The sequence below is a fragment of the Paenibacillus lautus NBRC 15380 genome (assembly GCF_004000945.1).
Taxonomy (GTDB): Bacteria; Bacillota; Bacilli; order Paenibacillales; family Paenibacillaceae; genus Paenibacillus_AQ; species Paenibacillus_AQ lautus.
In genome coordinates this window covers 1-24,690 of record NZ_BIMF01000032.1, presented here as the reverse complement: position 1 = coordinate 24,690, position 24,690 = coordinate 1, and the positions used below count along the sequence as shown (strand labels likewise).

The 24,690-nt window shown below is 50.8% G+C and carries 19 protein-coding genes; 8 read left to right on the top strand and 11 right to left on the bottom strand.

What is annotated here, in order from left to right; all coding sequences use genetic code 11:
- Positions 1–145 precede the first annotated feature (145 nt).
- The 4 genes from PLA01S_RS29725 to PLA01S_RS29710 form a co-directional block, all read right to left on the bottom strand.
- Positions 146–958 (bottom strand): phosphotransferase, encoded by an 813-nt coding sequence (locus PLA01S_RS29725; protein WP_127595869.1) that lies wholly within the window; start codon positions 956–958, stop codon positions 146–148.
- Complete coding sequence (locus tag PLA01S_RS29720; RefSeq protein WP_127595866.1) at positions 951–3,170, bottom strand: DEAD/DEAH box helicase; 2,220 nt, start codon at positions 3,168–3,170, stop codon at positions 951–953. Before PLA01S_RS29720 ends, PLA01S_RS29725 begins: the two co-directional genes overlap by 8 nt.
- Complete coding sequence (locus PLA01S_RS29715) at positions 3,167–4,504, bottom strand: ATP-binding protein (RefSeq protein ID WP_127595863.1); 1,338 nt, start codon at positions 4,502–4,504, stop codon at positions 3,167–3,169. The genes PLA01S_RS29720 and PLA01S_RS29715 overlap by 4 nt, the downstream gene beginning before the upstream one ends.
- 73 nt (positions 4,505–4,577) lie before the next feature.
- The gene (locus PLA01S_RS29710) at positions 4,578–6,554 is read right to left on the bottom strand and encodes a TerB N-terminal domain-containing protein (RefSeq protein ID WP_127595860.1); all 1,977 of its coding nucleotides are present in this window, start codon (positions 6,552–6,554) and stop codon (positions 4,578–4,580) included.
- 138 nt (positions 6,555–6,692) lie between these two features.
- On the opposite strand from PLA01S_RS29710, the gene PLA01S_RS29705 reads away from it, so the two are divergent.
- Positions 6,693–7,355 carry a M50 family metallopeptidase gene (locus PLA01S_RS29705; RefSeq protein ID WP_100539625.1) on the top strand — a complete coding sequence of 221 codons (663 nt, stop codon included), beginning with the start codon at positions 6,693–6,695 and terminating at the stop codon, positions 7,353–7,355.
- Positions 7,356–8,019: 664 nt separating this feature from the next.
- On the opposite strand, the gene PLA01S_RS29700 is transcribed toward PLA01S_RS29705, so the two are convergent.
- From PLA01S_RS29700 to PLA01S_RS29690, 3 genes are all read right to left on the bottom strand, one after another.
- Positions 8,020–8,670 carry a DUF4367 domain-containing protein gene (locus PLA01S_RS29700; RefSeq protein ID WP_127595856.1) on the bottom strand — a complete coding sequence of 217 codons (651 nt, stop codon included), beginning with the start codon at positions 8,668–8,670 and terminating at the stop codon, positions 8,020–8,022.
- Positions 8,671–8,867: 197 nt separating this feature from the next.
- Positions 8,868–9,344 carry a hypothetical protein gene (locus PLA01S_RS29695; protein WP_127595853.1) on the bottom strand — a complete coding sequence of 159 codons (477 nt, stop codon included), beginning with the start codon at positions 9,342–9,344 and terminating at the stop codon, positions 8,868–8,870.
- A gap of 361 nt (positions 9,345–9,705) precedes the next feature.
- Positions 9,706–10,047 carry a peptidoglycan-binding domain-containing protein gene (locus PLA01S_RS29690; protein ID WP_127595850.1) on the bottom strand — a complete coding sequence of 114 codons (342 nt, stop codon included), beginning with the start codon at positions 10,045–10,047 and terminating at the stop codon, positions 9,706–9,708.
- A 292-nt stretch (positions 10,048–10,339) separates the two neighbouring features.
- Here PLA01S_RS29690 and PLA01S_RS29685 point away from each other — a divergent pair, with 292 nt between their 5' ends.
- The 3 genes from PLA01S_RS29685 to PLA01S_RS29675 all read left to right on the top strand — a co-directional run bounded on the left by PLA01S_RS29685 (position 10,340) and on the right by PLA01S_RS29675 (position 12,470).
- Positions 10,340–10,870: a DUF6933 domain-containing protein gene (locus PLA01S_RS29685; RefSeq protein ID WP_127595847.1), complete on the top strand. Its 531-nt coding sequence runs from the start codon at positions 10,340–10,342 to the stop codon at positions 10,868–10,870.
- 220 nt (positions 10,871–11,090) lie between these two features.
- Positions 11,091–11,633, top strand: a complete 543-nt coding sequence (locus tag PLA01S_RS29680) for an HAD-IIIA family hydrolase (RefSeq protein ID WP_127595844.1) — start codon at positions 11,091–11,093, stop codon at positions 11,631–11,633.
- 219 nt (positions 11,634–11,852) lie between these two features.
- Entirely contained in the window at positions 11,853–12,470 is a 618-nt protein-coding gene (locus PLA01S_RS29675) for a cyclase family protein (RefSeq protein ID WP_127595841.1), read from the top strand.
- Positions 12,471–12,645: 175 nt separating this feature from the next.
- Here the strand turns inward: PLA01S_RS29675 and PLA01S_RS29670 are convergent, their stop codons facing one another.
- Positions 12,646–15,432: a glycoside hydrolase family 2 protein gene (locus tag PLA01S_RS29670; RefSeq protein WP_127595838.1), complete on the bottom strand. Its 2,787-nt coding sequence runs from the start codon at positions 15,430–15,432 to the stop codon at positions 12,646–12,648.
- Between the two features lie 146 nt (positions 15,433–15,578).
- On the opposite strand from PLA01S_RS29670, the gene PLA01S_RS29665 reads away from it, so the two are divergent.
- The gene (locus PLA01S_RS29665; protein WP_127595835.1) at positions 15,579–16,511 is read left to right on the top strand and encodes an ArsR/SmtB family transcription factor; all 933 of its coding nucleotides are present in this window, start codon (positions 15,579–15,581) and stop codon (positions 16,509–16,511) included.
- A gap of 134 nt (positions 16,512–16,645) precedes the next feature.
- Here PLA01S_RS29665 and fhuB read toward each other — a convergent pair whose 3' ends face one another.
- Positions 16,646–18,751 carry a Fe(3+)-hydroxamate ABC transporter permease FhuB gene (gene fhuB / locus PLA01S_RS29660; protein WP_127595832.1) on the bottom strand — a complete coding sequence of 702 codons (2,106 nt, stop codon included), beginning with the start codon at positions 18,749–18,751 and terminating at the stop codon, positions 16,646–16,648.
- Positions 18,748–19,782, bottom strand: coding sequence for an ABC transporter substrate-binding protein (locus tag PLA01S_RS29655; protein ID WP_127595829.1), 1,035 nt, complete (start codon positions 19,780–19,782; stop codon positions 18,748–18,750). The genes fhuB and PLA01S_RS29655 overlap by 4 nt, the downstream gene beginning before the upstream one ends.
- Before the next feature lie 688 nt (positions 19,783–20,470).
- Between PLA01S_RS29655 and PLA01S_RS29645 the strand changes: the two genes are divergently transcribed.
- Positions 20,471–20,782 carry an ArsR/SmtB family transcription factor gene (locus PLA01S_RS29645; protein WP_127595826.1) on the top strand — a complete coding sequence of 104 codons (312 nt, stop codon included), beginning with the start codon at positions 20,471–20,473 and terminating at the stop codon, positions 20,780–20,782.
- A 121-nt stretch (positions 20,783–20,903) separates the two neighbouring features.
- On the top strand, positions 20,904–22,028 hold the full coding sequence (locus tag PLA01S_RS29640) for an NADH:flavin oxidoreductase (protein ID WP_127595823.1): 1,125 nt from the start codon (positions 20,904–20,906) through the stop codon (positions 22,026–22,028).
- A gap of 395 nt (positions 22,029–22,423) precedes the next feature.
- On the opposite strand, the gene aroC is transcribed toward PLA01S_RS29640, so the two are convergent.
- Positions 22,424–23,482 (bottom strand): chorismate synthase, encoded by a 1,059-nt coding sequence (aroC, locus tag PLA01S_RS29635; protein WP_127595820.1) that lies wholly within the window; start codon positions 23,480–23,482, stop codon positions 22,424–22,426.
- 110 nt (positions 23,483–23,592) lie between these two features.
- On the opposite strand from aroC, the gene PLA01S_RS29630 reads away from it, so the two are divergent.
- Positions 23,593–24,477 carry a LysR family transcriptional regulator gene (locus PLA01S_RS29630; protein WP_127595817.1) on the top strand — a complete coding sequence of 295 codons (885 nt, stop codon included), beginning with the start codon at positions 23,593–23,595 and terminating at the stop codon, positions 24,475–24,477.
- Positions 24,478–24,690: the final 213 nt, after the last annotated feature.

Genomic DNA, 24,690 nt, shown 5'->3' with positions numbered 1-24,690 from the left:
AAACGTTTTTATGTACATAAGTTACCATACATGTGAGGTGAACACAATGCTTTTTTGGAAGGGGTTACAAAATATTTTTTCTATGCAGACCAACCCTTGGGGATCGAGATAAAAAAAAGCAGGCCACTCTTCAAATCGGTACCCTTCATCGGTACCAATCTTCGAAGTGTGCCTGCAGAAATTGAATCTCTCGTTGGTAATGGGCCACATGCCCCTCATCGATCATGTTCTGGTAAGCCTTGTTGCCTTGTGCCGCACCAGTTATAAGTGTATCGCATAATGCCTGGATGCGTCTTATCGTCCAATCTTTCATGTTGGGAGGCGGTTCTATACCATAAGACTTAAAGAACAGCGATATTCTGTGCGTGCGATCTGCAGCATGTAATTCCGATCTATAAGGTATCGATGACCCTGTAGTGTAATCTATTGCAAAGCTTGCCAGCGGGACTGAGGTGTACAGCATATAAACGATGTCCCAGATTCTTGGGCCCGGCGCAGCCAAATCAAAATCGATCAGCGCAACCGGCACTTCATCTTGAAAAACGATATTGTATGGCGCGGCATCATTATGACAGATCACTTCATCATCCCACTCCTCCAGAGCCCGAAAGTTATGTGCATCCTCCGGTTGGATCGAAGTTGCTGCAAAGCCTTGTACGGCGTCATGATAACGCCGCAACAACGCTGCACTCTGGGTAAGGGCATGGTCTGACCATATATAAGGTTTAAAATCAGGATATTGGTTTCCCGGCACCTCTCCAGGAATAAAGGACAAGATCTCGCGACCGCTATGATCAATGCCTACGAACTTGGGGGCGCCTTCAAAACCCTGCTTATCCAAATGTCGAAGCAAGTCATGTACAAAAGAACTCCAGTTTGTAGTACGGTGAACGTTATTTCCGATACGTACGACTTCGTTCACATTGCCACCAGGAAGTACTTCTTCCTTTTCACACATCCGTAACTCCCCTTCCCGCTGCTCCTTGTGCCATCCCCAGCACCTCTGCCAGTCCCTCCAGATCCAGTCCATCGGCGGCAAAAGCGGTGCGAACGAGCTTCGGCGGAACGAACTCATCATATTTGCCGAGATACGGCGCCTCATCCGGATCGAGGAGCGCGCCGGCATCCTCGCAATCCATCAGTTCCTTCTTGATTTCCTCCATCAGCGTCTTATTATCGACTTTCCCCGCGACCACCATATAATACGGCTCCATCGGGACGATGGAGCGAAGCGCCAGCCGCTCGGACAGATTATGCTTCAGCAATCGCTCCAGCGTGCGGAACTGCTTGCTGCCCGCCCAAGGCAGAATGAACAGGGAGTCACCGCCCGCCGGTAGGACCACCTGCTTCAGCAGTCCGCTTTCCCGGGCAAGACGGCGAGCCCGCTCCAGGCGATTCACTGCCCCCGGTGCCAGGTACGGATAGATAGCGTTGTCGGCCAGCACCTCCCGCATCTTCTGCACCACGCGGGTATGCACATCGCCGCCTGCGCCAAGCCACAAGGTATCGACCTTGCCCTTGGCCGACTTCACATACAGGGCTTTATGCTTCGTATCGACTTCCTCCACCTTCCACAGCTTGCCTGCCAGCGAAAAGCAGTAACCTGGCGGCGGCACCGTCGTAATCGATCCGATTTCTTCGGACCCGTTATAGACGACATGCTCTTCATCGTCCTTAAATACCGCATAGAAGCGGTAGTTGTTCACGATCTTCTCCCCGCCAAGGCCGATGATCAGACTGCCTTCTTCCGTCCGCTGGATATGATCGGTTTGGAGCAAATACTGCAGGAACTCCTTGTATTCCTCCGGCTCAATGCCGCGGAAAGCCGGCAGGGTCAGCACCGCTCGCGCCAGATCCGGCGGCTCAGCCTCGCCCATGCTCTTGAGCGTGCTCATCGTCTGATGGTAAAGCACGCCAACGGGTTTCTTCCGCAGGGCCAGCGGTTCGACCCACTTTTCGCGGACATACAGCTCTATGACCGCAATGGCCCGGAGCAGCATCCATGGCATGCGCGCAGGCAGCATGGCCTCCTCGTCCTCATCCTCCGGACAGAGGAACATCATCTCGGAGGCCTGATCTCCGCGCCGACCGGAGCGGCCCAGCCGCTGAACGAAGCTGGAGCAGCTGTACGGCGCACCAAGCTGGATCACCCGCTCCAGCTCGCCGAGATCGATGCCGAGCTCCAGCGTCAGGGTGGCTGCCGCAACCGCTGGCCCCGGACCTTCGCGGAGCGCGGCCTCGGCTTCCTCGCGCAGCATGGCGGAGATGCTTCCATGGTGCACATGGAAGACATCCCGCTGCTCGCGCTTGGCTGCAATCCGGCGCAGCTCGAGCGTGGTCAGCTCGGCATCCGAGCGGCTGTTCGTGAAGACCAGCGCTTTTTTCAGATGCGTGTTGTCGTACACGAAGTCGTAATAGGCTTTGCGCGCAAGCTCCAGCTGCTCCGCCTGCTTCTCGTCCCGCGCATCCGGGAAGGAGAAATGCTCGACCGACAGCCGCAGCTTCCGTCCTCCTTGCGGGGCAATGACTTCGACCGCGTTCTTCGTGCCCGCGCCCAGCCATCCAGCTGCGGTCTCGTAATCGCTGAGCGTTGCCGACAGCCCGATGCGGCGAGGCGAGCAGGCAGCCATCCGCTCGATCCGGGTCAGCTGGCTCAGCACCTGAATGCCGCGGTCGGCTCCCATGAAGGCATGGACCTCGTCAATGATGACATACCGCAAATCCTGGAACAGCGCCGGGATGGCGTTCGGCCGGTTCATGAGCAACCCCTCAAGCGATTCCGGCGTAATCTGCAGCACGCCCGACGGCTTCTGCATCAGCTTCGTTTTCTCGGCTTGAGACACATCGCCGTGCCAATGCCATACCGGCACCTGGCCCTCCTTCAACAGATCAGAGATGCGCTCAAATTGGTCGTTAATCAGCGCCTTAAGCGGCCCGATATACAGGATCCCGACCGAGCTGGAAGGCAGGTTGTACAGCTCCGTCAGCGCCGGGAAGAATGCGGCTTCGGTCTTGCCCGATGCCGTGCCCGAAGCGATCAGCAGATGATTGGGCGTATCAAACAGGACGCGGCAGGCTTCCACCTGCGCCTCGCGAAGCGTGTCCCATCTTTTTTTATAGATAAACTCCTGAATGAACGGGGCCAGTCTGGAAAACGGGTTCGCACTCATAATTCAAACTCCGCCAGCAGATCGTCCAAATCGTCCGAAGGAGCATCGCTTTGCCCTTTGCCCAGCGGCTGCGCCGCGGCGCGCTCCCCTAGCAACTCCTCAAACGTGGCCTCCGGATGCTGATGCAGCGTGTGCAGCAGATCCATGAAATCCCGCACCACCTCGCGGGTGGTAAGCAGCTCCTCAGCCCCCAGCCGATTCACGGCCGTCTGCATGAAGGCGATGAGCTGATCATCCGTTAACTGCGCTTCATATTTGAAGTGCAGGGCATGGATATCCCTCAGCTTTTGCAGGAGAATAAGAATCTCCTCATACGACAGCATGTCCAGCTTCAGGATGGGCGACGTGTAGGTTCTCAGCGAACTGCTGCCATAGCGTCCGTCGATCAGGCGGGAGCGCAGCGCGTCATAACTGAACAACCCCCGGCGCTCATCCTCGACAAACTGCGGAGTTCCGCCCATATAGATGCCCAAATGCTCCGCTTTGCCCTGCATCGTGTCGTTGAACATGGTCAGCAGCTTCTCGTAGTTGCTCTGGCGGGACACGCTGTTGGTGATTTTGTAGAGGTTAACCCCTTCGTCAATAAACAGCAGCAATCCCTTATACCCGATGGCGGCCGTAAATTCCGACCACAGCTTCATGTAATCGTACCAATTGTCGTCATCGATAATGACCCCGACGCCAAGGTCCTTGCGGGCCTCCGTCTTCGTCGGGACTTCCCCGCGGAGCCAGCGCAGCGCCGCTCCCTTGCGGTCATCGTCGCCAAGCTTATAACCGTTCCAATAAGCAGCCAGCACCTTCGCAAAATCAAACCCGTGCACCAGATTCTGCATGCCGTTCGTCACTGCATAAATCTGCAGTTCCACCTTATCGTTCAAGGCAGGGTCATCCGGCCGCATGCCCGTCTCCTGCATGATCTCCTGCTGGATCGCCGCGATCCATTTCTGCAAAATGGCCTCGAGCGCGCCCCCGTCCGGACGCGTCCTTGTGGACAGATGGGTCATCAGCTCACGGTACGTGGCAAGCCCTTGCCCTTTCGTGCCCACCAGCCGCCGCTCCGGCGACAGATCCGCATCCGCCACCACGAAATCGCGGTCCATCGCGTAGTTGCGGATGATCTGCAGCAGGAAGCTTTTGCCGCTTCCGTAGCGGCCCGTAATCAGGCGGAAGGCTGCGCCGCCCTCGGCGATATTATCCATATCGCGCAGGATGGACTCCACCTCCGGCTTTCGGCCGACGGCAATGAACTCAAGTCCCACCCGCGGCACCACCCCTGCCGTTAAAGAGTTTACGAGGGCGGTTGTGAGCCGTTTTGGTATTTTTAGTTCCGTCATAGTTCCACCTCTTTCAAGCATCTTCCAAACATCTCTCAAGCCTAACGAGTCAAATCGATTTCAATCCGTCCGGTTATTCGGACTTCAATGTTTCCAGCATATCTATATACTCATCCGCAATGGTCTCTCCATCGATCAGAAGATCACCGATGGTATCCATCGCGGCCTCATTGATCTCATCGAGCAATAACGCCGGCATGGAACCGGCCTTCTCCGCAATTTGCTGCAGCCCCGGTCGGTTCGGTCCCGCCTTGAGGGTGTGGAGAACTTCCAAGTGGATGGGATTGAGACGCTCCGCGAGCTCCTGCCATTCCTCATCCTCTACCTCCCATTGCCACGACCGTTCTCCTACTACTGTAGGCATCACTGTATAGGTCTCTTCATCTACGACGTGGGGGTCCATAACATGGATAACCCCAGCTTCAGATGAATGCTCTTCTAGAGAACCCATGGATTGCATCAAGCGATCATCAGTGCTCTCTGACGGCTCCATAGACCTTTCATTAGCTGCTAATGACTCCGATTCTTCCGTGTTCACGGAACGAACGATGACATCTGCATCGTCATGCTGTTCACGCACCTCTATGGCGCCCGGCTCATAAGGATCCGCATCAAAATCCATCACCGCCTGGAACACGTCCGGTTTCTTCGCCGCAGATTTTCGCGAGGACCGACCCTTGGAAGGCACAGCCATGATAGTGCTTATTCCCACATCTTCGGCGTGGTCCGAAGAAGCTCCAACTGACGGAGCAGACTCCGGTGCCGGCTGGCTGTAGGTCACTTCAGCCTGCTGCCCGGCTTCCTCCGTAAGCAGCATGTCGCGAACCTGGTCCGACTCCCGCTGTAATCTGCGCAGCTTCCCTGTGTCGATCTGAACCTCAGGTATCGCCTGTTTGCGCTGAGCCTCCAGCTCCTCCTGAATCTCTTTTTTCAGATAACGGGTGATGATCTCTTCCACTTCGGGCTCAACTGTATCCGCCCCGCGCAGCCGTCCCTTAAAGCCTCTCAATTCCCGCAGCTTATTCTCGGTCAAGCGAACCAGACCCGTTATATAGGAGCGCAGAGGAGCGTACTCGCTTAAGGACACCACCGTCAGCACGACGTTTCGCCCGTATAACCCATGATCGTACACCGCGCTGCGGAATAAATGCCGTTTCACCTGCCGGGGCCGTGGCTGAAAGCGGTCGATGAAGCGCTGCCCCTTCATTTTGGCCCAATAGCTGTCCACGAGCGCAATCACCTTCGGGGCGTACTGTTCCAGGTCCTTGCGGCCATTCTCCTGGTAAAAACGGCTCTTCTCCACGTCATAATCCAGCAAATCCAGCAGCAGCTCCCACGTCAGCTCCACCGGCTGGAGGGAGAACCGGCGCTTCCACTCCTTCTCCTTCAGCTCCGCGGATAAAACGCGCGGGAAGCGCTGGTACGTTTCCCGAATCGGCATATCCAAGCCATGCACGATCATAAAATCATATAACCACTCCCGCAGGTACGTATCCAGCTTGGCATATCGCTTACGGTAGGCCGTCCACGCCTGCTCCATCAATTCATAGCCCTGCAGGGGATCGCTCCAGCCCACCCCATGGATCAGCTCGTAAAAATAGACAAACAAATAGGATAAGTCCGTATCCGGGTAACGCCCTGATCTTACTTCCTCCCGCCAGTAAAAATACCATTTGAACTGGTCGCTGGCCATCTGGTCGTAGGTCGGCCAATAGCTTTTGAAAGCTACAAAAGGGCTCTCCCCCTCCACATGCCATACGAGCTCCCTTGCTTTCTGCACGAATTGCTGCTCCTTGGTCACGTAGCGGAAGTCCTCGCCCCAGTTCAGATCCAGCGGCTGCTGCGGCTTCACGATCAGGGATTCCTTCGCTGGTGCAGCAGAATCAACGGCTGCCTGCCCCTGATGATCCGATGGCTTGTCCGGTAACGGGACGTCCTGCTCGTCGCCAGCCAGCTCAAATTCGGCAAAACGAATCCCTTGGTCATTCACGAGCGTAGTATGTCTTATATGTTCTATGTGATTGTCGTTGTTAGGCTTATCGTTTCTCATCGAATATGAACCTCCGTCACAACTTCGATTATACCATTTAACCTATAGTGACTAACCGGTTTTCACATGTTTCTCATCTGTATTATAATGGACGGAATGATAGTCTAGCGAATGACTTTATGCTGAAAGGACCTTCGAATGAATAAATGGCTGAAAGCATTGTTATTTCTAGTGGGCGCGGCTATTCTGACAAGGCTGATCCCCTTCTCTTCCTGGTTCCGCATCCTGGATACGATGATCCATGAGCTGGGGCATGCTGTCATGACCCTTCTCATGTCGGGGCGGGTGCTCAGCATCGAGCTGAATCCCGATCACAGTGGCGTGACCTATTCCATGCTGGCTTCCGGCGGCTGGAGTCCGATTGTGGTCTCGCTTGCAGGTTATATGTCGGCATCCCTGTTTGCCATTCTGATGTTTTACGGCTATGCCAAGAAAAAACAGGCCACCGGCCTGATCACCATTACCGTGCTTGCCCTCATTATGATCATCTTCTTCGTTCGCGCCGGCTATGGATTATGGTGGCTCATTATTTTTATGATCGTGAATCTGATCTTCTATTTCCTTGGCGAAAAGGTTCGGAATTTTTACTACCTGCTGCTCGCCTTTCTCGTACTGGAAGAGTCCGTGGTCGGTCCGCTAACCCTCCTGACCATGGCGCTGACCCAGCCCAAGCAAGCGGGCGACGCCTCCAACCTGGCCAACATGACCGTGCTCCCGGCCTTTGTCTGGGCGCTGCTGTTCCTGCTGTTCGCCCTATGGTGCGCGAAGATGGCGCTGCAGCTGTTCTGGAAGAAGCGGTGAAACAGGTTAGTCGGAAGACAGGCAAAAGAAGCCAGTGTTATCCAACCATTTGGATGACACTGGCTTTTTTATAACGGCTTGATTCTTATAAAAGAGTCCTTGCTTTGCTATTCAGATTAACAGGATCCCCGCCTCTCTGATCAAGAATCTCCCCATCTCGTTTGCTTACGTATATATTTTTCATTACAATCATCACCTGTGGATCTTAGGGTCACAATCCTTTTCGCTTTGTCGCTTTTGGTGCTGGAGATATGCCAATTCTTCTTATCTTCATCAGACATAACATCTAAAGCAATGGACTCCGCCTCTTTTTTTTGTGACGGCATGATTCATATAAGAACTTAATACCAAGACAGAACATGATACGAGAGATATACCTATTTTCTTCATTATAAAATTTGACTCCTCCCCTACCCCCCATAGACCATTATCGATATATTATTGAGCGGGCCAACGAATTGAATACGATCTATGTTTTTCAAAGCTCTTTATATAATGCATACCTAGAGGGGGTGCGAGATATGGGATGGCAGGATGACATAGGATTAGTGAGATATGGATAATATTTCCTTCTTACAGGTGCACATCCTCTAATCCAATGGCGAAATCTAACCGTTCTTCAGCATTCCTGCAGCCTGATTAAGAGCTGCTTTTTTAATGGGAATTACTCATGAATTTGTTTTGCAATATCCATCAATTCTTCAAGTGTGGCCGTATTGGCTGAAATAGTATAGAGGTGATCCTCGGAAATCAAATGTACAACTTTTCTGACTTCACCATCAACATATAATGCTTTCAGTCCATTTATCTCTATCAATTCAGAAGTCTCCGGGGAATAATCTGCCTTCAAACTCTCAATTGCATCTGACACCCCCATATTTGCGTCGACTTGAAATATACGAATCTCATCACCATCTGTGGTTGTTAATAAGGATCTAAGGTGAAGTCCATACTCTTTTTGCAGCGCTTGGATATTTATTCGAGTCAGTCCCGAGGAACTGAGTGTTGCGGATGCGTTATCTTTTAAAAGCGGAATATGTATATCCGCAACCGACACATCAGCTATATCGACCGTATCAGGATCTTGAACACCAGGACCCACCGTTGTTTCCGGCTTTATTTCAACAGTTTCTTGGCTTGGTGATGAAGATTCAGGCACCGAAGCTTCTTCGTTTTGAATTGTTGCTAGAGATGATTCAACAACGGGAACAACTGTTTTTCCATCAGCGTCGGCAGCGTATGAATAGTAAGCAAATCCTCCGCCACCAAGTACAAGCGCACTAGCTAAGGCTGCAACAGCCAATTGTTTTTTCATTTTATAATCCTCCTTTTAATAGACTCTTCCAGTACTTACAGTAGTGTTGTTACTTTTATACATAAGGTCATAAATTAAAGATGAAGTACTACCTCCTGGATGCGTATAATACACCCAATATGTCGAGCTGAACGGTGTGTGAAGATAAAACATATGATTAGTGGATTCAGTTACGACATAGTTACTCATACAATTTATTAACTGTCAGTATACTGCCACTTGTAAATTGGCATCCCTTTTTTCACATCACCTGTCAGTGTGTTGATTTCTAATGGTTCAACTAATACTTTCCATGAATTTTCGCTTTTAAAAACTTTATATGGCAGTGGTGGTGTGTGTTTGTAACCTTCGCCTGAATAGTTCAAAATTACTGAAAGCTCAAATTCATTACTGTTAATTTGTTTGCTTCCAACAATTTCATAACTGGATGTAGGATTTGTTTTAAGATCCTCTCGATATCCTTCTTCCCGGCTTTTTTCATCTAAATAGTTTGTATCCTTTGCATAGAACATCATTCCCTCTTTATCCTTAGCTATAATTGCATCAAAATACCCTTCCGCAGCTTCCATCGGTGTCTGGGCAATAGATCTTTCCGCTGTTGTAGTAGACGATACTAAAATAGCACTTGCAACAATTCCACCAAGCAGAACCGATAATAGTGTTTTAGTTTTCATGAACTTGTTGGCTCCTTTCAATTATTAGTTTCCCCAGTTACAAACCCTTACCAGACTCTTTAATTGGTATGACAATAGGATTAACGTGATGTATTACTAAAACGTTATGATTTTTTAAAATACCCCCCTTAATTTTCAAAAAATGAATATAAGTACCTATATATTCAAGTCGGCTAAGTTTAAATATTTTGTCGTTGATTTAGGATAAGAACTTAGGTATATAAAAACAAAAAAGGCCGCATATTCTGCGACTTTCAAAGTAACTCCATGGAAGATAGCGACCGACTAGCTGATTTCATTTTTGACCTCGTTAAAGAAGGTTCTCGGTTATTGTGATGACATAAATATAAAACCTCCACTTTTACCCAATGCTCCAATAATCCCTCCTTTTAATGACTCTTCCAGTACTTACAGTAGTGTTGTTACTTTTATACATAAGGTCATAAATTAAAAATGAAGTACTACCTCCTAGATGCATATAATACACCCAATATGTCGAGCTGAACGGTGTGTGAAGATAAAAGATATAGTCAGTAGCTTCAGTTATTACATTTTGACTCATCCTATTCCAAGTTCCTGAACCCACTACTCCATCAGAAGTCATGCCAAATTTAGTTTGAAAAGTTCTAACAGCAGAAGTTACACCTGATCCAAAACTACCGTCTACTGAGCCAACAGGACTCTGATATACCCGTAAGCACATAGATTAAGACTGTAGCACGAACATATCCTCCCCATCTCGTTTGCTTACGTATATATATTTTTCATTACAATCATCACCTGTGATCTCAGGGCCACAATCCATTGCGCTTTGTAGCTTTTGCGTTCTTTTGCCACACATTTGCTGGAGATTGGAATCGATCTGAGGCATACTATATGTGTATATTAGACGAATTCGTCCATTTGGTCCTGTGGGGGAAATGGGTGAAATCGTGGAAAAGACGTTAAGCGAAACCATAGCTATAAATAGATCAAACTAAAGAAGAGGCGATATTTTGCTTATTATCCGCTCAACAAAGAATTTATTAAAGGATATGAAAATCGATAAATCCATAACCAAAATTGACATTGCTGATCCGTTCTTTAGTTGGCATGCTAATCTCGTTTTTGTGAGCAAACGGAAGCATATAGTTTTAATAAATGATCTGTCGAGATTGAGTTTGACTATAGCAGGAATTAGAAGTACCCAATATAAAGACCTGAAAAATATATTTAAGGAACAATTAAAGAATTATTTAATATCTGAAAACATTAACAATTCAACAATTAATGAATACCTAAACGAGTGTAATGAAGCCGTTTATACAACAACTAACAATAGAAGTATTCTCGGAACACTGAATGATATTGTTCTAATCATGCAGGAAGTACGTAAGGAATTTGATAATTATTATGATTTAAATAGATGGAATAACGATAGACTTTACAAATCGATAGATCTAAATAATCAACGAGAATATCTTAGACCTATAGAATTATTTAATAAGGAGTTAGAACACCGATATACAAGATTATTTGACAGTTGATGACTGAAGGCAATGAAATCGTCTAACATCATATTCCCGTAGCGGGGCTAAGGAGCCTCCCGGTCGCCAGAAGATTTGCTAAGAAGATGATTCACGGCGACACATCCGCACCACCTAACCGCGTCGTCGCCGGAAGCAAGCTGCCTTAAGGTGGAGGGACGTAGGGAATGCAGAACGTTATAAAAAATCCCCGTAAACCTGTTTTCAAAGGAGCGATTTCATGGATGTCCTGACAAAAAAAGTTATCTTTATTGATCGAGACGGAACTATCGGAGGTGGAGATCAGGTTGATTATCCTGGCCAGTTTCAGCTCTTTCCCCAAGTCAAAGAATCGATTAGTAAATTGAAACAAGCTGGCAAGTTTATATGTGCATTTACTAATCAGCCAGGAATATCTCGTGGAGAAGCACAAAAAGAAGACTTCTTGAATGAGTTATCACTTTTTGGGTTTAATGAAGTATACATATGCCCGCATCAACATGGAGAAGGTTGTAATTGTAGGAAGCCGTCGGCGGGAATGCTACATCAAGCAGCTAAAGAACTTAACTTAGATTTAACAAAATGCATAGTAATCGGTGACAGGTGGACAGACATGATGGCAGCACAGGAAGCTGGTTGCATTAAGATCTTAGTTAAGACAGGTTCAGGCAAGAATGATCTAGTGAAGTATGAGAACAATGAGTACTATGGCAAGTGGTTAGAGGTATCTCTGGATTATATAGCAGAAGATTTCAATGATGCAGTAACATGGATTTTAAAGTAGTGCCACGAAGACAGGGCCATCAGCCATCTTATAACAATACATTCACGCGTCAGGGGTCAATCCCTTTAGATCATCTTCAAAATACAGCACTTGATTGCCCTGATTGTGGGCAAGAAAAGCTCGTGGTGAATTTTTATATGTATTGGGATTAGGGCGTATTATACTGAAACGTTCTCGGAAATCTTCGTAATGATAAGAGAAAAAGAATGAGGGATATCAATGAAGCTTATAGATTTGACTCACCTTATCCAAAATCAGCTACCTGTGTATCCTGGTGACAGTGAGATTGAATTAATACAAACAAAAAACCTGATGACAGACGGTTACTGTAATCATCAATTAACCATCAATATGCATACTGGAACACATATTGATGGTCCTATGCATTTAATTAATTCAGATCAATATTTATGTGATTTCCCGTTAGAATCATTTATTGGGACAGGAACATTGTTAAATGTCTCTGGAATGAATCGAATCGATTATAAGGATGAATACGAGCATTTGATAAGTGAAGGAACAATATTAATTCTTTATACAGGACACAGTATCTACTTCAGGCAAGAGAGGTATTTTACGGAATATCCGACTTTAACGAAAGAATTTGCTGAATTGGTGGTTCGAAAGAAGATAAAAATGATGGGGTTGGATACACCATCGCCCGATAAGTTTCCATTTGAAATTCATAAATATCTATTTGATAATCAAGTGCTTATAGCTGAGAATTTAGTGGATGTTGATCAGTTATTGAATTTAAAATCTTTTGAGATTATAGCATTACCGCTACTTATAAAGACAGATTCTGCGATTGCTCGTATTATTGCACGCACAGACTGAGTAAGGAAAGAGATAGAGGCAACAAACGACCCCACCTAAGATAAGAGCTGTTTAAGACATGTTAGACGAAAAATCCCCACACAAAATGGGCTGCCCGGCACGTAGTTATTCACTACTACTAACGGACAGCCCACTTCGTATTATACTTTACATTAATGGTTTGTATCTGCCATGATCACCGACACCGCGCCAGCAAATCGATCGGATAGCGGCCTGCATTCCGACCATAGAGACTGATGCCGCCTTCCTCGGCCCGCAGCTCCAGCCGGAAGCTGCGCTTGCGGTCAAGCTCAGCCGCGAGTCTTCCCGGTACCTGCGCCTGGCACAGGTATCCGTACGAACCGGCCTCTTCCAGAAGATTATGGACCGGCTGATAGTGCCACGACAGAACGCCCCGGCCATCGGCAGGATCATCCGCGAGCACAACCTCGCCGATTTGAACATCGTCCACCCACACGGAAATACGGGATTCATGCAGCTCTTCATCCGTCATATAGTAAGTGCTCGGGTTATACTCCACGTCCGCCGAAGCTCCGTGCATAAAGTCGATTCCGTGCGTGCGATGCCGCGCACCCTCGATATTTCTGGCCAATAAGCGTTTCGCCCCAGCCTCGAAGAAAATCTCGATGTCGCGGATCAGCGGCTGTTCGTCATGATCCGGCAGCTGCACCTCATAGACGAATCGGCCCTCTCCGCCGCCATTCACTTTGGAGCCTTGTAGCGCCTCCCACATGTAGCTGAAGCTTTGCTCACGGAAAGTGTTAACCGGGATGCTTACGGTTCTGCCTTCCACTCCATCGTTCCCCTGTCCCTGTCCGCCACGCACGTCAAACGTCGTGAAGTTGCGTGTTACCACGCCGCTTCCCGCATTCAGCAGGCGAACACCGAGAATTGCAACCGCATCGGTCTTCGGCATGCGAAGCTTCAATTCCGTTAGTGGCGCAACACCGTAACCATCCCAGGCCACTTCCAGGGTCCCATGATCAGTTACAACCTTCGTTCCGAGCTGATCATGGGATAATTCCCAAGCCAGGATAAGCTTTTGTCCATGGTATTGATCGGAATAACTGGAGCGCAGCAGCGGTATGACTGCCTCAGCCCCTTGCTCCAGCGTCTGACAAGGCGGTGCGTCAATCACAATGAAGTCCGGCGTGTGCAGGTCAGCGATCGTCATGCCCGGCACGAAATCCTCGTACCCGAATTTTTTGTCCGTCCCATCCAGACGGTAGTAGCCGTTGAATTCGTTTGTCACGTCGCGGAATTCCGTAAATACGAAACCGCACAGCTTATCATGGCGTCGGAATTCATTCAGCATGTAACGGTAATGCCACGCGAGATCGCTGTCCCCGGCTCCCCCGTCAATTCCCCATACGTTTCCGCATTCACTGTTCATGAGCGGAGCGTCGCCTTGCTGATTGCCGCCGATATAGTTATGTTCGGATCCCGGATGAGTCTTCTGGACAATCTCCTCGATATGATTCCGCAGCGGTTCATACCCATTGATGTAAAAATGCCACGTGTTGATATCCGTCTCCACATGATCGTAAGCGCATGGAGGATTGTCCTCCACAATCCGAGTCGGGTCCAGCTCCTTGGCCCATCTATATTTCTCCCTTACCCACTCCTGGGTCTCCGGAAGATAATACCGATGCTGTCCTTCGCCGCCCGTCAGGCCGGCAGCCTCGCTATCCGTACGAAGTCCCCAAGTTTCGTTAAACATAACCCATGAAAAAATCGACGGATGATTCCGGTCCCGTTCAATCACTTCCAGCGCCTCGCGTTCATAGGCAGAACGTGCTGTTTCATCCGGATTCCCCCAGAAGCATGGCATATCCTCCATCACCAGAATCCCGAGTTTATCCGCCCAATACAGCTTGCGGGGCTCCTCCGGCTTAATATGAATCCGCACGAAGTTCAGTCCAAGCCGTTTCATCAGATAGATCTCGTCCCGCATCTCGGTATCCGTCGGGTAGGTGAAAAATCCCGTCTGGTGGTAGGATTGGTCCAGCGTTCCGTTTAAATAGACCGGCTTCCCGTTCAACGTAATCCAGCGATAATCCCGTCCATCGAACTTCGCCGTTCCGATCTCGCGTATGCCAAAATAAGTATGGACGACATCTTCGCCGGAGGAACCCGCCAGACGCAGCTCCCCTTCGTATAAATGAGGGGTTTCGGGGCTCCACAGCCGCGGGTCGTGGACTTGGAACACCGTTGTCCGTTCATTCGCGCCTTCTTGCAGCTCCCACTCCACCTGATGCGTAACCGAACCCTCCGCAAACGAGAGTTGGAGTTTCACTACGCCTGCTTCTTGAGCCTGGATCTTGGATTTCAACTCGATCTGACCGTCAATGGAAGTCGTAAAGATGGCTTGCTCCATGTAGGTTTGCGGCCGGGCTTCCAGCCAAACCGGCTGCCAAATGCCCCTGATCTCGCCATACCCCTGCTTCCCTCGGGCTTGGTAATTGTGGTCGAAGTCCTCTGCACGCACAACGATCGTATTGTCTTTTGCCGTATCCCAAACCGTTGTCACGTCAAATTCAAAGGTTCCGTAGCCGCCTTGATGCGAGCCGACATGCTTGCCGTTGACCCATACATCACACAGATAATCCACGGCCCCAAACCGCAGAAAGACTCGGGCCTGCTTCTTCTCCGGCTCCCATTTCACGGATCGGCGATACCAGCCTACCCCCTTCTCGTTACGCTCAATACCGGACAAGGGACTGACCCAAGAAAACGGCACCGTAATCTCTGAGGTAAAAAGGCTGGCGTCTCCGCCCGGCAAGCCAGTAGCGTCATCACCGGTGCTGGTACCCGCTTGCTGTAGTACATCTGATCCTTCCGTGTCGAGCCGGAACGACCACTGGCCGTTCAAATTCAACCAGTCCTTTCGCTCAAAATCCGGTCTGGGGTACTCCGCGCGCGGAATTTCCGTGTGAATGGAGGGTGCTACAGGAGTCTTCATGAAGCGAACACAACCTTTCCTTTTCTGAATTTGCCCCTATTCTAGCACCTATATATAATAAATGCAATGTACATTATACTTTTACAATATAGCGAATTTATTGTACACTTGGAGTCACTATAACTCTTCAGTAAAGGAAGGGGATTATGAACGAATCGAAGCTGGAAACCAACCGTTATCCGGCATCCCGGATCGTGGAAGTGGCCAAAGCTCTCTCCAGTGATGTCCGTGTCCGCATCCTTGAAGCGCTCGGCGATAAACCGATGAGTGTCGGTCAGTTGGCGGAGTCGCTTGGGATTGCGCAGCCTACGGTGTCCATTAATGTCCAGATGCTGGAGCAAGCGGATCTGATCGTCTCTTCGCAAGGAGCGAATCGGGAAAAAATCTGCGCCGTCACCTGCCGCTCCATTTTTCTCGAGCTGCCCTCGAAGCCAGGTGAGGGGCTGCAGCGCACGGAAGAAATCCACATGCCGATCGGCATGTTCTCCCACTGCTCCATCGAGCCAACCTGCGGTATGGCAGCTCGGGACGGATCTCTGATCGGGTCCCCTGACGATCCGCGCGCCTTTTACATGCCGGAACGAACGGAGGCTGCACTGCTCTGGTTCTCGGGATCAGGATATATCGAATATTATTTTGCGAACCCGATGCCTCCCGGAGCGGCCCTCGATGAGCTGAGCGTCCGTGCGGAGCTTAGCTCCGAGGCACCTTCCTTCCAGCAGGATTGGCCATCCGACATCACCGTTAGCATCAACGACCTCCCTGTAGGCACTTGGAGAAGTCCCGGTGATTTTGGTGATCGCAAGGGGAAACTCACCCCGGATAAATGGAGAAGCGGCAGTGAGTACGGCATGCTGACAGAATGGCGCGTAACCAAACGAGGCAGCCAGGTCAATGGCCACAAGTCCAGCGCCACGACCATCGATTCGCTGGAGCTTGCCTTTAACCGGCCAATCCGCGTCCGCTTTGAAGTGAAGAAAGACGCCGAGCACCCGAACGGCCTGAATCTATATGGTTCAGGTTTCGGAGATCATCCGCAGGATATCATCCTGTCTTTTGTGCGGTACACGGAAGCCTAACAGCGACCACAGCCAGAAGAAGCAAAGCAAGGCAAATCTGATAAACAACCGATTGAAGACAAAAAAAGGCTATCCCATGTCACCTCTCTTGGCGACTATGGAATAGCCTTTTTGGATATTCATCATCACGACGGTTATTTCTTTTTCAGTTTATTGGATTTTCCCATCAAATATAACAGGTACGGCGCACCCAGAAGCGCGGTAACGATACCCGAAGGCAATTCCTTCGGAATCATGACCACCCTCCCGATCCAGTCTGCCCCAGCCAGCAAAATTCCGCCGAGCAGCGCAGCGATGACCATCGATTGCCGATGGCGGGCCCCAACCAGCATTCTCGCGGCATGCGGCGCAAGCAGTCCGATAAAGCCGACCGAGCCGACATTGGCTGCGGCAATCGAAGCCAACAGCACCGCAATGATGGCGACATACATCCGGGTATTCCGTACTTGAAGGCCGAGACCGGTGGAGCTTTCTTCACTGAACGTCAGCAGATCCACCTTCCGCCCGAGCCACGCAGCCAGAGGCAGCAGGATCAGAATGGCGGGAACAATCCGCTGCACCTCGGTCCAGCCCCGGTTATACGTGCTTCCCGCCATCCAGGATAATGCCGGCGCTACGTCGACCTTGGCATGGATAATCATCAGATTGATGATGGCGGAACCAAGCGCGGCGACGGCAATGCCGACCAGCGTAAGAATCGTCGGATGAAGTCCTCTTTTCCAGGACACCGCGTATACCAGCGCGGCTGCAGCCAACCCTCCGAGAACCGCTCCGACCGGTACCCAGCCAGCCGACAATTGGGGAAAGCCTATCATCAGGAGCAGTGCGCCCGCACCGGCTCCGCTGGTTACCCCAATCACCTGGGGATCCCCCAGCGGATTGCGGACCGCATTCTGCAGGAGACTGCCGCTGACGGCCAGTGCCATGCCGGACAAGCCGGCTGTGAGCAGCCTCGGCAGGCGGAACTCCAGCAGGATTTGGCGATACATCGCCTCGCCGCCTCCGGTAAGTACAGCCAGCATTTCCGTGAAGGGAATGCGCAGACTGCCGCTCATCAGGCTGAATACCCAGACCAGCACCAGCAGCACGCTGAACAGCGTTACCAAGACCGGATAAGGAATCCGGCGCAAGCTCGTGCCCGCCATGATCGATCCGCCGGAAGCCCCGCGTCCCCCGATCAGCGAGCGGGATACCCGCATGGCCAGCCAGATGAGGCACGGGGCTCCGATCATGGCCGTAATGGCCCCGACCGGAAGCTCACCGTAGGCGTTTATGAACATCCTGGCCACCGTATCGGCCCCCACGAGCAGAGCCGCGCCCCATAAGGCAGCCAGCGGAATTAACCCCGCATGCCGGACCACCCCGGACAGGCGGACCAGATGGGGAGCGACCAGCCCGATAAAGCCGATCGGACCGACCACGCTCACGGTCACGCAGGCCAGCACAATGGCTGCCCCCATCGCAAGCAAGCGGGTGGTGCCGACTTTTTGACCAAGGGAACGTGCAGACTCTTCATTAAGAGTCAGGATGTCCCACTGACGTACCGCCAAACACAGCACGATCAATCCGCCAATGATCCACGGCCATGAAAAAGCTACGCCATCCCAGTCATTCTGAATAAGCGAGCCAGAGCCCCACAGAAAAATCCCCTGGGTCGTTTGCTGGTTCAGCAGCACCAGCGCACTCGTAACGGAGGATAAAACCAAGGTGACAATCATCCCGGATAATGCAATCCGCAAGGGTGAACCCTGCGTTTTTCCCGCCAGCGCATAGACGGCGACAGCCGCCAGTGTTCCCCCTGCCACAGCCAAAGGAAGGGCATACTGATGCAGTAGTCCCGGCCAGAAGATCATCCCCGCCACGACGGCCAAATAAGCGCCGGCATTCACGCCAAGCGTCGTCTCCGATGCCAGCGGGTTGCGCGTGACGGTCTGCATGAGTACACCCGACACCGCCAAGGCGGCGCCCGATAATAGGCCCATCACCGTTCGGGGAAGGCGCACGCTGCGAATGAGATGATGGTCTGCAATATCCTGCGGAGACACCAAGGCCTGCGCCACCGTTTTGACGGATATATCCGCTAGCCCTTGCGTCAAGCTGATAAACGTGAGAAATAGCAGAGCTACAAGGCCTCCAGCCAGCATCCATAACGGCTTCCAGCCCCTACCTGAGGAAACGGGTGGGGCTGGATGGATGCTCACCGGCGCGGAGCCTTGTGCCAGTTTCTTGCCGAGACTCATTTTGTGAGCAGATCAGCTGTCTTCTGGGCCATGGTTTGGGCAGACAATGGGCCGCCGTATGGCCACATGTCACCGCCAAGTGCATACACGCGGTCTTCTTTAACAAAGTTCAAACCTTTCCATACCGGATTGTCCTTCAATTGGTTCTCGATGACGTTATCGCTATCCTGAATAATATGCAGGAAATTCGCATCCTGAAGAGCCGGCAGCGCCTCTACGTCCGCAGTGGTGAATCCGTAGACCTCAAATTGACTTGGCTTATGAGCATTGGTCAGCCCGATGTGCTCCAAAATTTTGACGGCCAGGGAATTGTCCGTCGAAATCCGGAACGTCACCGCATTCTGGTTGCTGTAAGCCATCGCCAGCGCAAACGGCTTTTCTGTCATGCCCGCTGCTTCAAGCTTGGCTTTGGCATCGGCATAGGTTTGATCCAGATCGCTAAGCACTTTCGCGGCTTCGTCTTTTTTACCAAGCACGTCAGCGATTGTATTGAAGGTATTAACCATCTCTTCATATTGATCCCCTTGTCCCTCGACCGGATAAGGATCAAACACCAAGGTAGGCGCGATGCTGTTATAAGTATCATAGCCGGCTTCAAGATTCGATTTTAAACCGATGATCAGGTCCGGCTTCAAGGAAGCGATAAGTTCCAGATTCGGCTCTTGACGAGTGCCGACATCGGTCACGTCCGAACCGATCTCCACCGGAATGTTTACCCATTGGTTCATCCCCTCAATATCTGCAATGCCGACGGGCTGAACGCCGAGCGCAAGGACATCCTCCGCGTAAAGCCATTCCAGCGATACGATACGCTTCGGAACGCCCGTAATTTTCGTCTCGCCCAGGGCGTGCTTGATGGTTCGGGTCTCCGGCGTGGCCTCGGTGTTATCCCCACCCTGACTAGCCCCTTGATCTGAATTGGGTGCCGCGGTGGAGCCGCTACCTTGATTGGATGCTGCGCCTCCGCCGCAACCGGCTAAAACCAAAGCAAATATCAATACGATAAACACAAGACCCTTCATACTGCGCATTGAATTTCTCCCCCTCTTACCCTCTATGTATTGTAGATATTGTTTATTAATAATAATTATTGAGAATAATTATCATTATCAACACTCAGCACAATGATAATTATTCTCAGTGATAATGTCAATAGATTTGTGAAGATTATCTGAACCATCCATGAATCGTGGACATTCGCCATGAAGATCGGATTAAATCTTTACAGCCAAGTCGTTCTGTAACATAATCTTACTGATTGTTTATCCACGCGCTTAATCTCAGCCATTGACTCATCCACGAAAGTCCATGGCTCTTTTGACGAATAACCGAAAAAGTGAGGAATTTCCATGCATGACACCCCCATGCAACTGCGGCCGAGAGTGACTTTCCCGTTAAGGCGGGCAACCCTGCACGGCGAGCCCTGATCGTTGCCGGCTATCATCGGCTTGCCGAAATTACCCGGGCATCCGAGAAAGAGCTGCTGGCGCTTCACGGTGTAGGACCGAAGGCGATCGGAGTACTGCGCGCCGCCCTGGCTGAGAAGGGCCTAGCCTTCAAAGAATAAATACATAAGGCACGTAGGATAGATCCCAAAGCCCTAAATGGTTTAGGGATCTATCGCGTTTATTTTTGCTCCCATACGTTAAGCCTTACCATAGACCGAGCGTTCACAAAAAAACATATTTACATTTCTATAAAAATAGATATAATAAGCGTATGGATACCTTACAAACCATCAAAGCACTATCAAACGAGTCCCGGTTTAAAATCCTGGAGTGGCTGAAGCATCCGGAGAAACATTTTGATCCGCAGGATCACATGCCTTCCAAATGTGATTTTCAGGGCGGTATCTGCGTGGGCTCCATTTCAGAAAAAACAGGACTCGCTCAGTCGGTCGTTTCTGGCTACCTGGTAAAATTGCAAAAGGCCGGTCTGTTGGAATCCCATCGAGCGGGCCAATGGACATATTACAGACGTAATGAGGAGGGCATTCAGCGTTTTATCGAACAACTCAAGGAAGAGCTTTAGGCTTAACAAGCAAATTCAAATTGAAGATTAAGCTTAAAAGCTCTTTCTTTTTATCATATATATCTATTTTTATGAAAATACAGAAAAGCATATTAAACAAACATATTGGAGGATTCCATACATGAGCAACCAAAATCAACACGTCCGATCTACTGCATCCCTATTCGAGCCATATACTATCGGCAACCTAACTCTTTCGTCCCGTGTGGTGATGGCTCCCATGACCCGCGGATTCTCCCCGAATGGCGTTCCGGGCCCGGATGTGGCCGCTTACTATCGCCGGCGTGCGGAGAATGGCGTCGGATTGATCATTACCGAAGGAACACTGATTAACCACCCAGCGGCAACCGATAGCCCGAATGTGCCTAATTTCCATGGTGAAGCCGCATTGAACGGCTGGGCCGAGGTGGTCCGGCAGGTCCATGAAGCCGGCGGTAAGATCATGCCGCAAATTTGGCACATCGGCATGACAAGACCAATAGGAGCCGAGCCAAATCCGGAAGCACTTCCGATCGGACCATCCGGACTTGACCTGGACGGCAACATCGTCACGAAACCGATGACCAAGGATGAAATCGATCAGGTTATTCAAGCTTATGCCGATGCGGCTGCGAATGCCAAACGCCTTGGCTTTGACGGCGTAGAAATCCATGGTGCCCACGGATACCTGATCGACCAATTCCTTTGGGAAAGAACGAATCAGCGTACCGATGAATACGGAGGCGACATGCTGAAGCGTGCCCGCTTTGCGATCGAAGTGGTAAAAGCAGTCCGTCAAGCAGTGGGTCCTGACTTCCCTGTTGCCATCCGCCTATCCCAATGGAAGACGACCCAATATGAAGCCAAGCTGGCGGATACGCCTGAAAAGCTGGGTCAGTTGTTAACCGCGCTGTCTGACGCTGGTGTCGATATATTCCACTGCTCCACCCGCCGCTTCTGGGAGCCTGAATTCGAAGGTTCTGACCTGAACTTTGCTGGTTGGGCCAAGAAACTGACTGGTAAAACGGTCATCACCGTCGGTTCTGTCGGCCTCGATGAAGTATTTACCAGCCTCTTCACCCAAGGTAAGGGTGCCGGCCAGAGGGACCTCGAGGAGCTGCTGAGCCGCCTTGAGGAACATGAATTTGACCTGGTTGCCGTAGGCCGTGCCCTGCTGGCCGATCCGGAGTGGGCGGCTAAAGTCCGAGACGGACGTTTCGACGAGTTGGCACCATTCACGCCGGATTCCTTGAAAACCCTGGTTTAATGCGATTTCAGCCATCCCCCCTGGATTTAAAGCCGCATTGAATCTTTAAATATAAGAAAAACGTCTATCGACGTACTTTCACAGTAGACAGACCGCATTTAGCGGAAGTTTTTCTTGCGAGATAAGGATGCTAAGCCTCGGATGATTATACTTTCTTATCTCTTAAATCAAAAACCGGCAGAAAGACTTCAGTCTTCTTCCGGTTTTTTTGCTGTATAGTAACTAGCTCTTACCGCTGACTTGGACGACAGGCCGCTAATGGACGGCCCCAGCCAGCTCAATTCAGCGGACCGTTCCGAAGAATCAACGTGGCGAATGTACCGTCAGAAATAACGATGGCTGAGATGAAGACACTGCTGATGCTCTCGGGCCAGCTTCATCCATATTGTTCACTGCTATTCGTCCCGCAAGGCGGCTTGACGCTTGTAATGATCCTCGATGACCATGCAAGCCATCGCTTCGATCACGGGTACGACGCGCGGACAGATGCATGGATCGTGCCTGCCGATCGTCGCAATCTCCCGTTCGTTGCCGTCTACATCGACCGTCTGTTGAGGGATAGAAATGGATGAAGTCGGCTTTACGACGACTCGGAACACGATGTCCGCCCCGGTGCTGATACCACCGATGATCCCGCCGGCATGGTTCGTCCGGAACCCTCCCGCGTCCATCTGATCGTTGTGTTCGCTTCCCCGCATAGAGGCCGCTTGGAAGCCAGCCCCGAATTCAATGCCCTTAATCGCGCCGACAGACAACATAGCCTTCGCCAGCTCGGCGTCAAGCTTGTCGAATACGGGTTCCCCCAGTCCCGCGGCAATGCCGCTAATTCGGCATTCGACAATTCCCCCGCAGCTGTCGCCCTCTTCGGCCAGTCGTTCTATCCTCTCGATCATGCGAAGGGCCGCTTCGGGATCACACGCGCGAACGGCATTCCGTTCGATAGCATCGGCGTCGAATTGCTCGCATCGGATGCCGCCAATCTCCGTCGTATAAGCCATGATGGAGACGCCCCGACGTTCCAAAAGCCTGCGCGCCACGGCTCCGGCTGCCACTCGCGCAGCTGTCTCCCTTCCCGAAGCTCTTCCGCTGCCGCGATAGTCGCGGATGCTGTATTTTTTCTCATACGTGAAATCCGCATGCCCGGGCCGGTAGGTTGATTTGATTGTATCGTAAGCCGACGGGCGCATGTCGGTGTTGTTAAGCATAATGCACAGGGGCGTCCCGGTCGTTCGCCCCTCGAAAAGACCAGATAAAATGCGGATCTTATCGTATTCCTTGCGAGGAGTCGTAACGGAGGACTGCCCTGGCCTTCTTCGATCCATCTGAATCTGAATATAGGTCTCGTCCAGCTCTACACCCGGCGTGACACCCTCCAAAATGACGCCTACCGCTTCTCCGTGTGATTCCCCGAACGTAGTCATTTTCAACCGCTCTCCAAACGTACTTCCTGCCATGTCCATTACCTCCCGAAAACTTTCGATTCCTTCTCCTTCAGTTTAAAGGTATATTTGAAATAAATGAAATCGTAATATTGAAGAGTTGCCATAGAGAGGATTGATAACACATGATCGCAAACACGGAATGGTATCGAGTGTTCCTACATGCTGCAGAGACTTCCAATCTGACGAAGGCTGCGCAAAACCTCCATATGACACAGCCTTCGGTGAGTTATGCCATCAAGCAGTTGGAAGAAGCGCTCGGTGTTGGGCTGTTCGACCGATTATCCAAGGGCGTCCGCTTAACGCAAGAAGGTCAGGCCTTGTATCAGCATGTCCGGCAAGCATTCGAAGAACTTGATTCAGCCGAGCGCCGCTTGAAGAAGCTAAAACAGTTCAGCGAAGGCCGGCTGAGGATTGGCGCGAATGGGGCCATCGTTAAGGACTTTCTTCTCTCCCTGCTCGACCGATTCCATGCCCGCTATCCCGACATCCGCATTCAGCTGTCACAGGAGCGAACAAGCAGCATTTTGGAGCGCTTAAAGAAAGGCTCGTTGGACCTCGGCTTTGTTCACCTGCCCGTATCGGACGAAGAGATCAAGATCATCGACTCCCATGCCTCCCCTTATTGCGCTGTGATCGGAACGGCCTTTGCAGAATGTGCGCGAGAGCCCCTTCGGACAGAACAATTGACGGAGCTTCCCCTCTTAATGCTGTCCTCCGGCAGCTCTACACGTTCTTTCATCGAAGGGTGGTTCCGTTCACAAGGAGTAGAAGTGGAAGCAGACTTCGAGTTGAACAGCCTAGACATGTTAGCGGAATTTGCCGAGCGCGGTTATGGAACAGCATTCTTGCCGCGGGCCTTTGTCGCGTCTCGCATCTCGGACGGTTCTTTGCTAGAGCTTCGAACAGAAACGCCGTTACCGGATCGATATATCGGTGTCGCTGTTCAGAAGCAGGTGTCGCCCTCGCTGGCTGCAGGAGCTTTTTTGGAGATGCTGCAGCAGAATTGACGATTTTTCGTCGCAAGAAGATTAGAATCATCAATTCTTATGAAGACATGTTCTTGCTTACAGCCAACCACCTTTCTGCTCAGATGCGTATATCGGTGGAGGAGTAACGCGTTCGCCTTTAAAATCGGGAAGCTTCCTCAGCCTATTCCATTCCAGCTTCCCGATTTTAACAGCGACCGGAGCCGATATACGCACCGCCCTACGGCACGATAC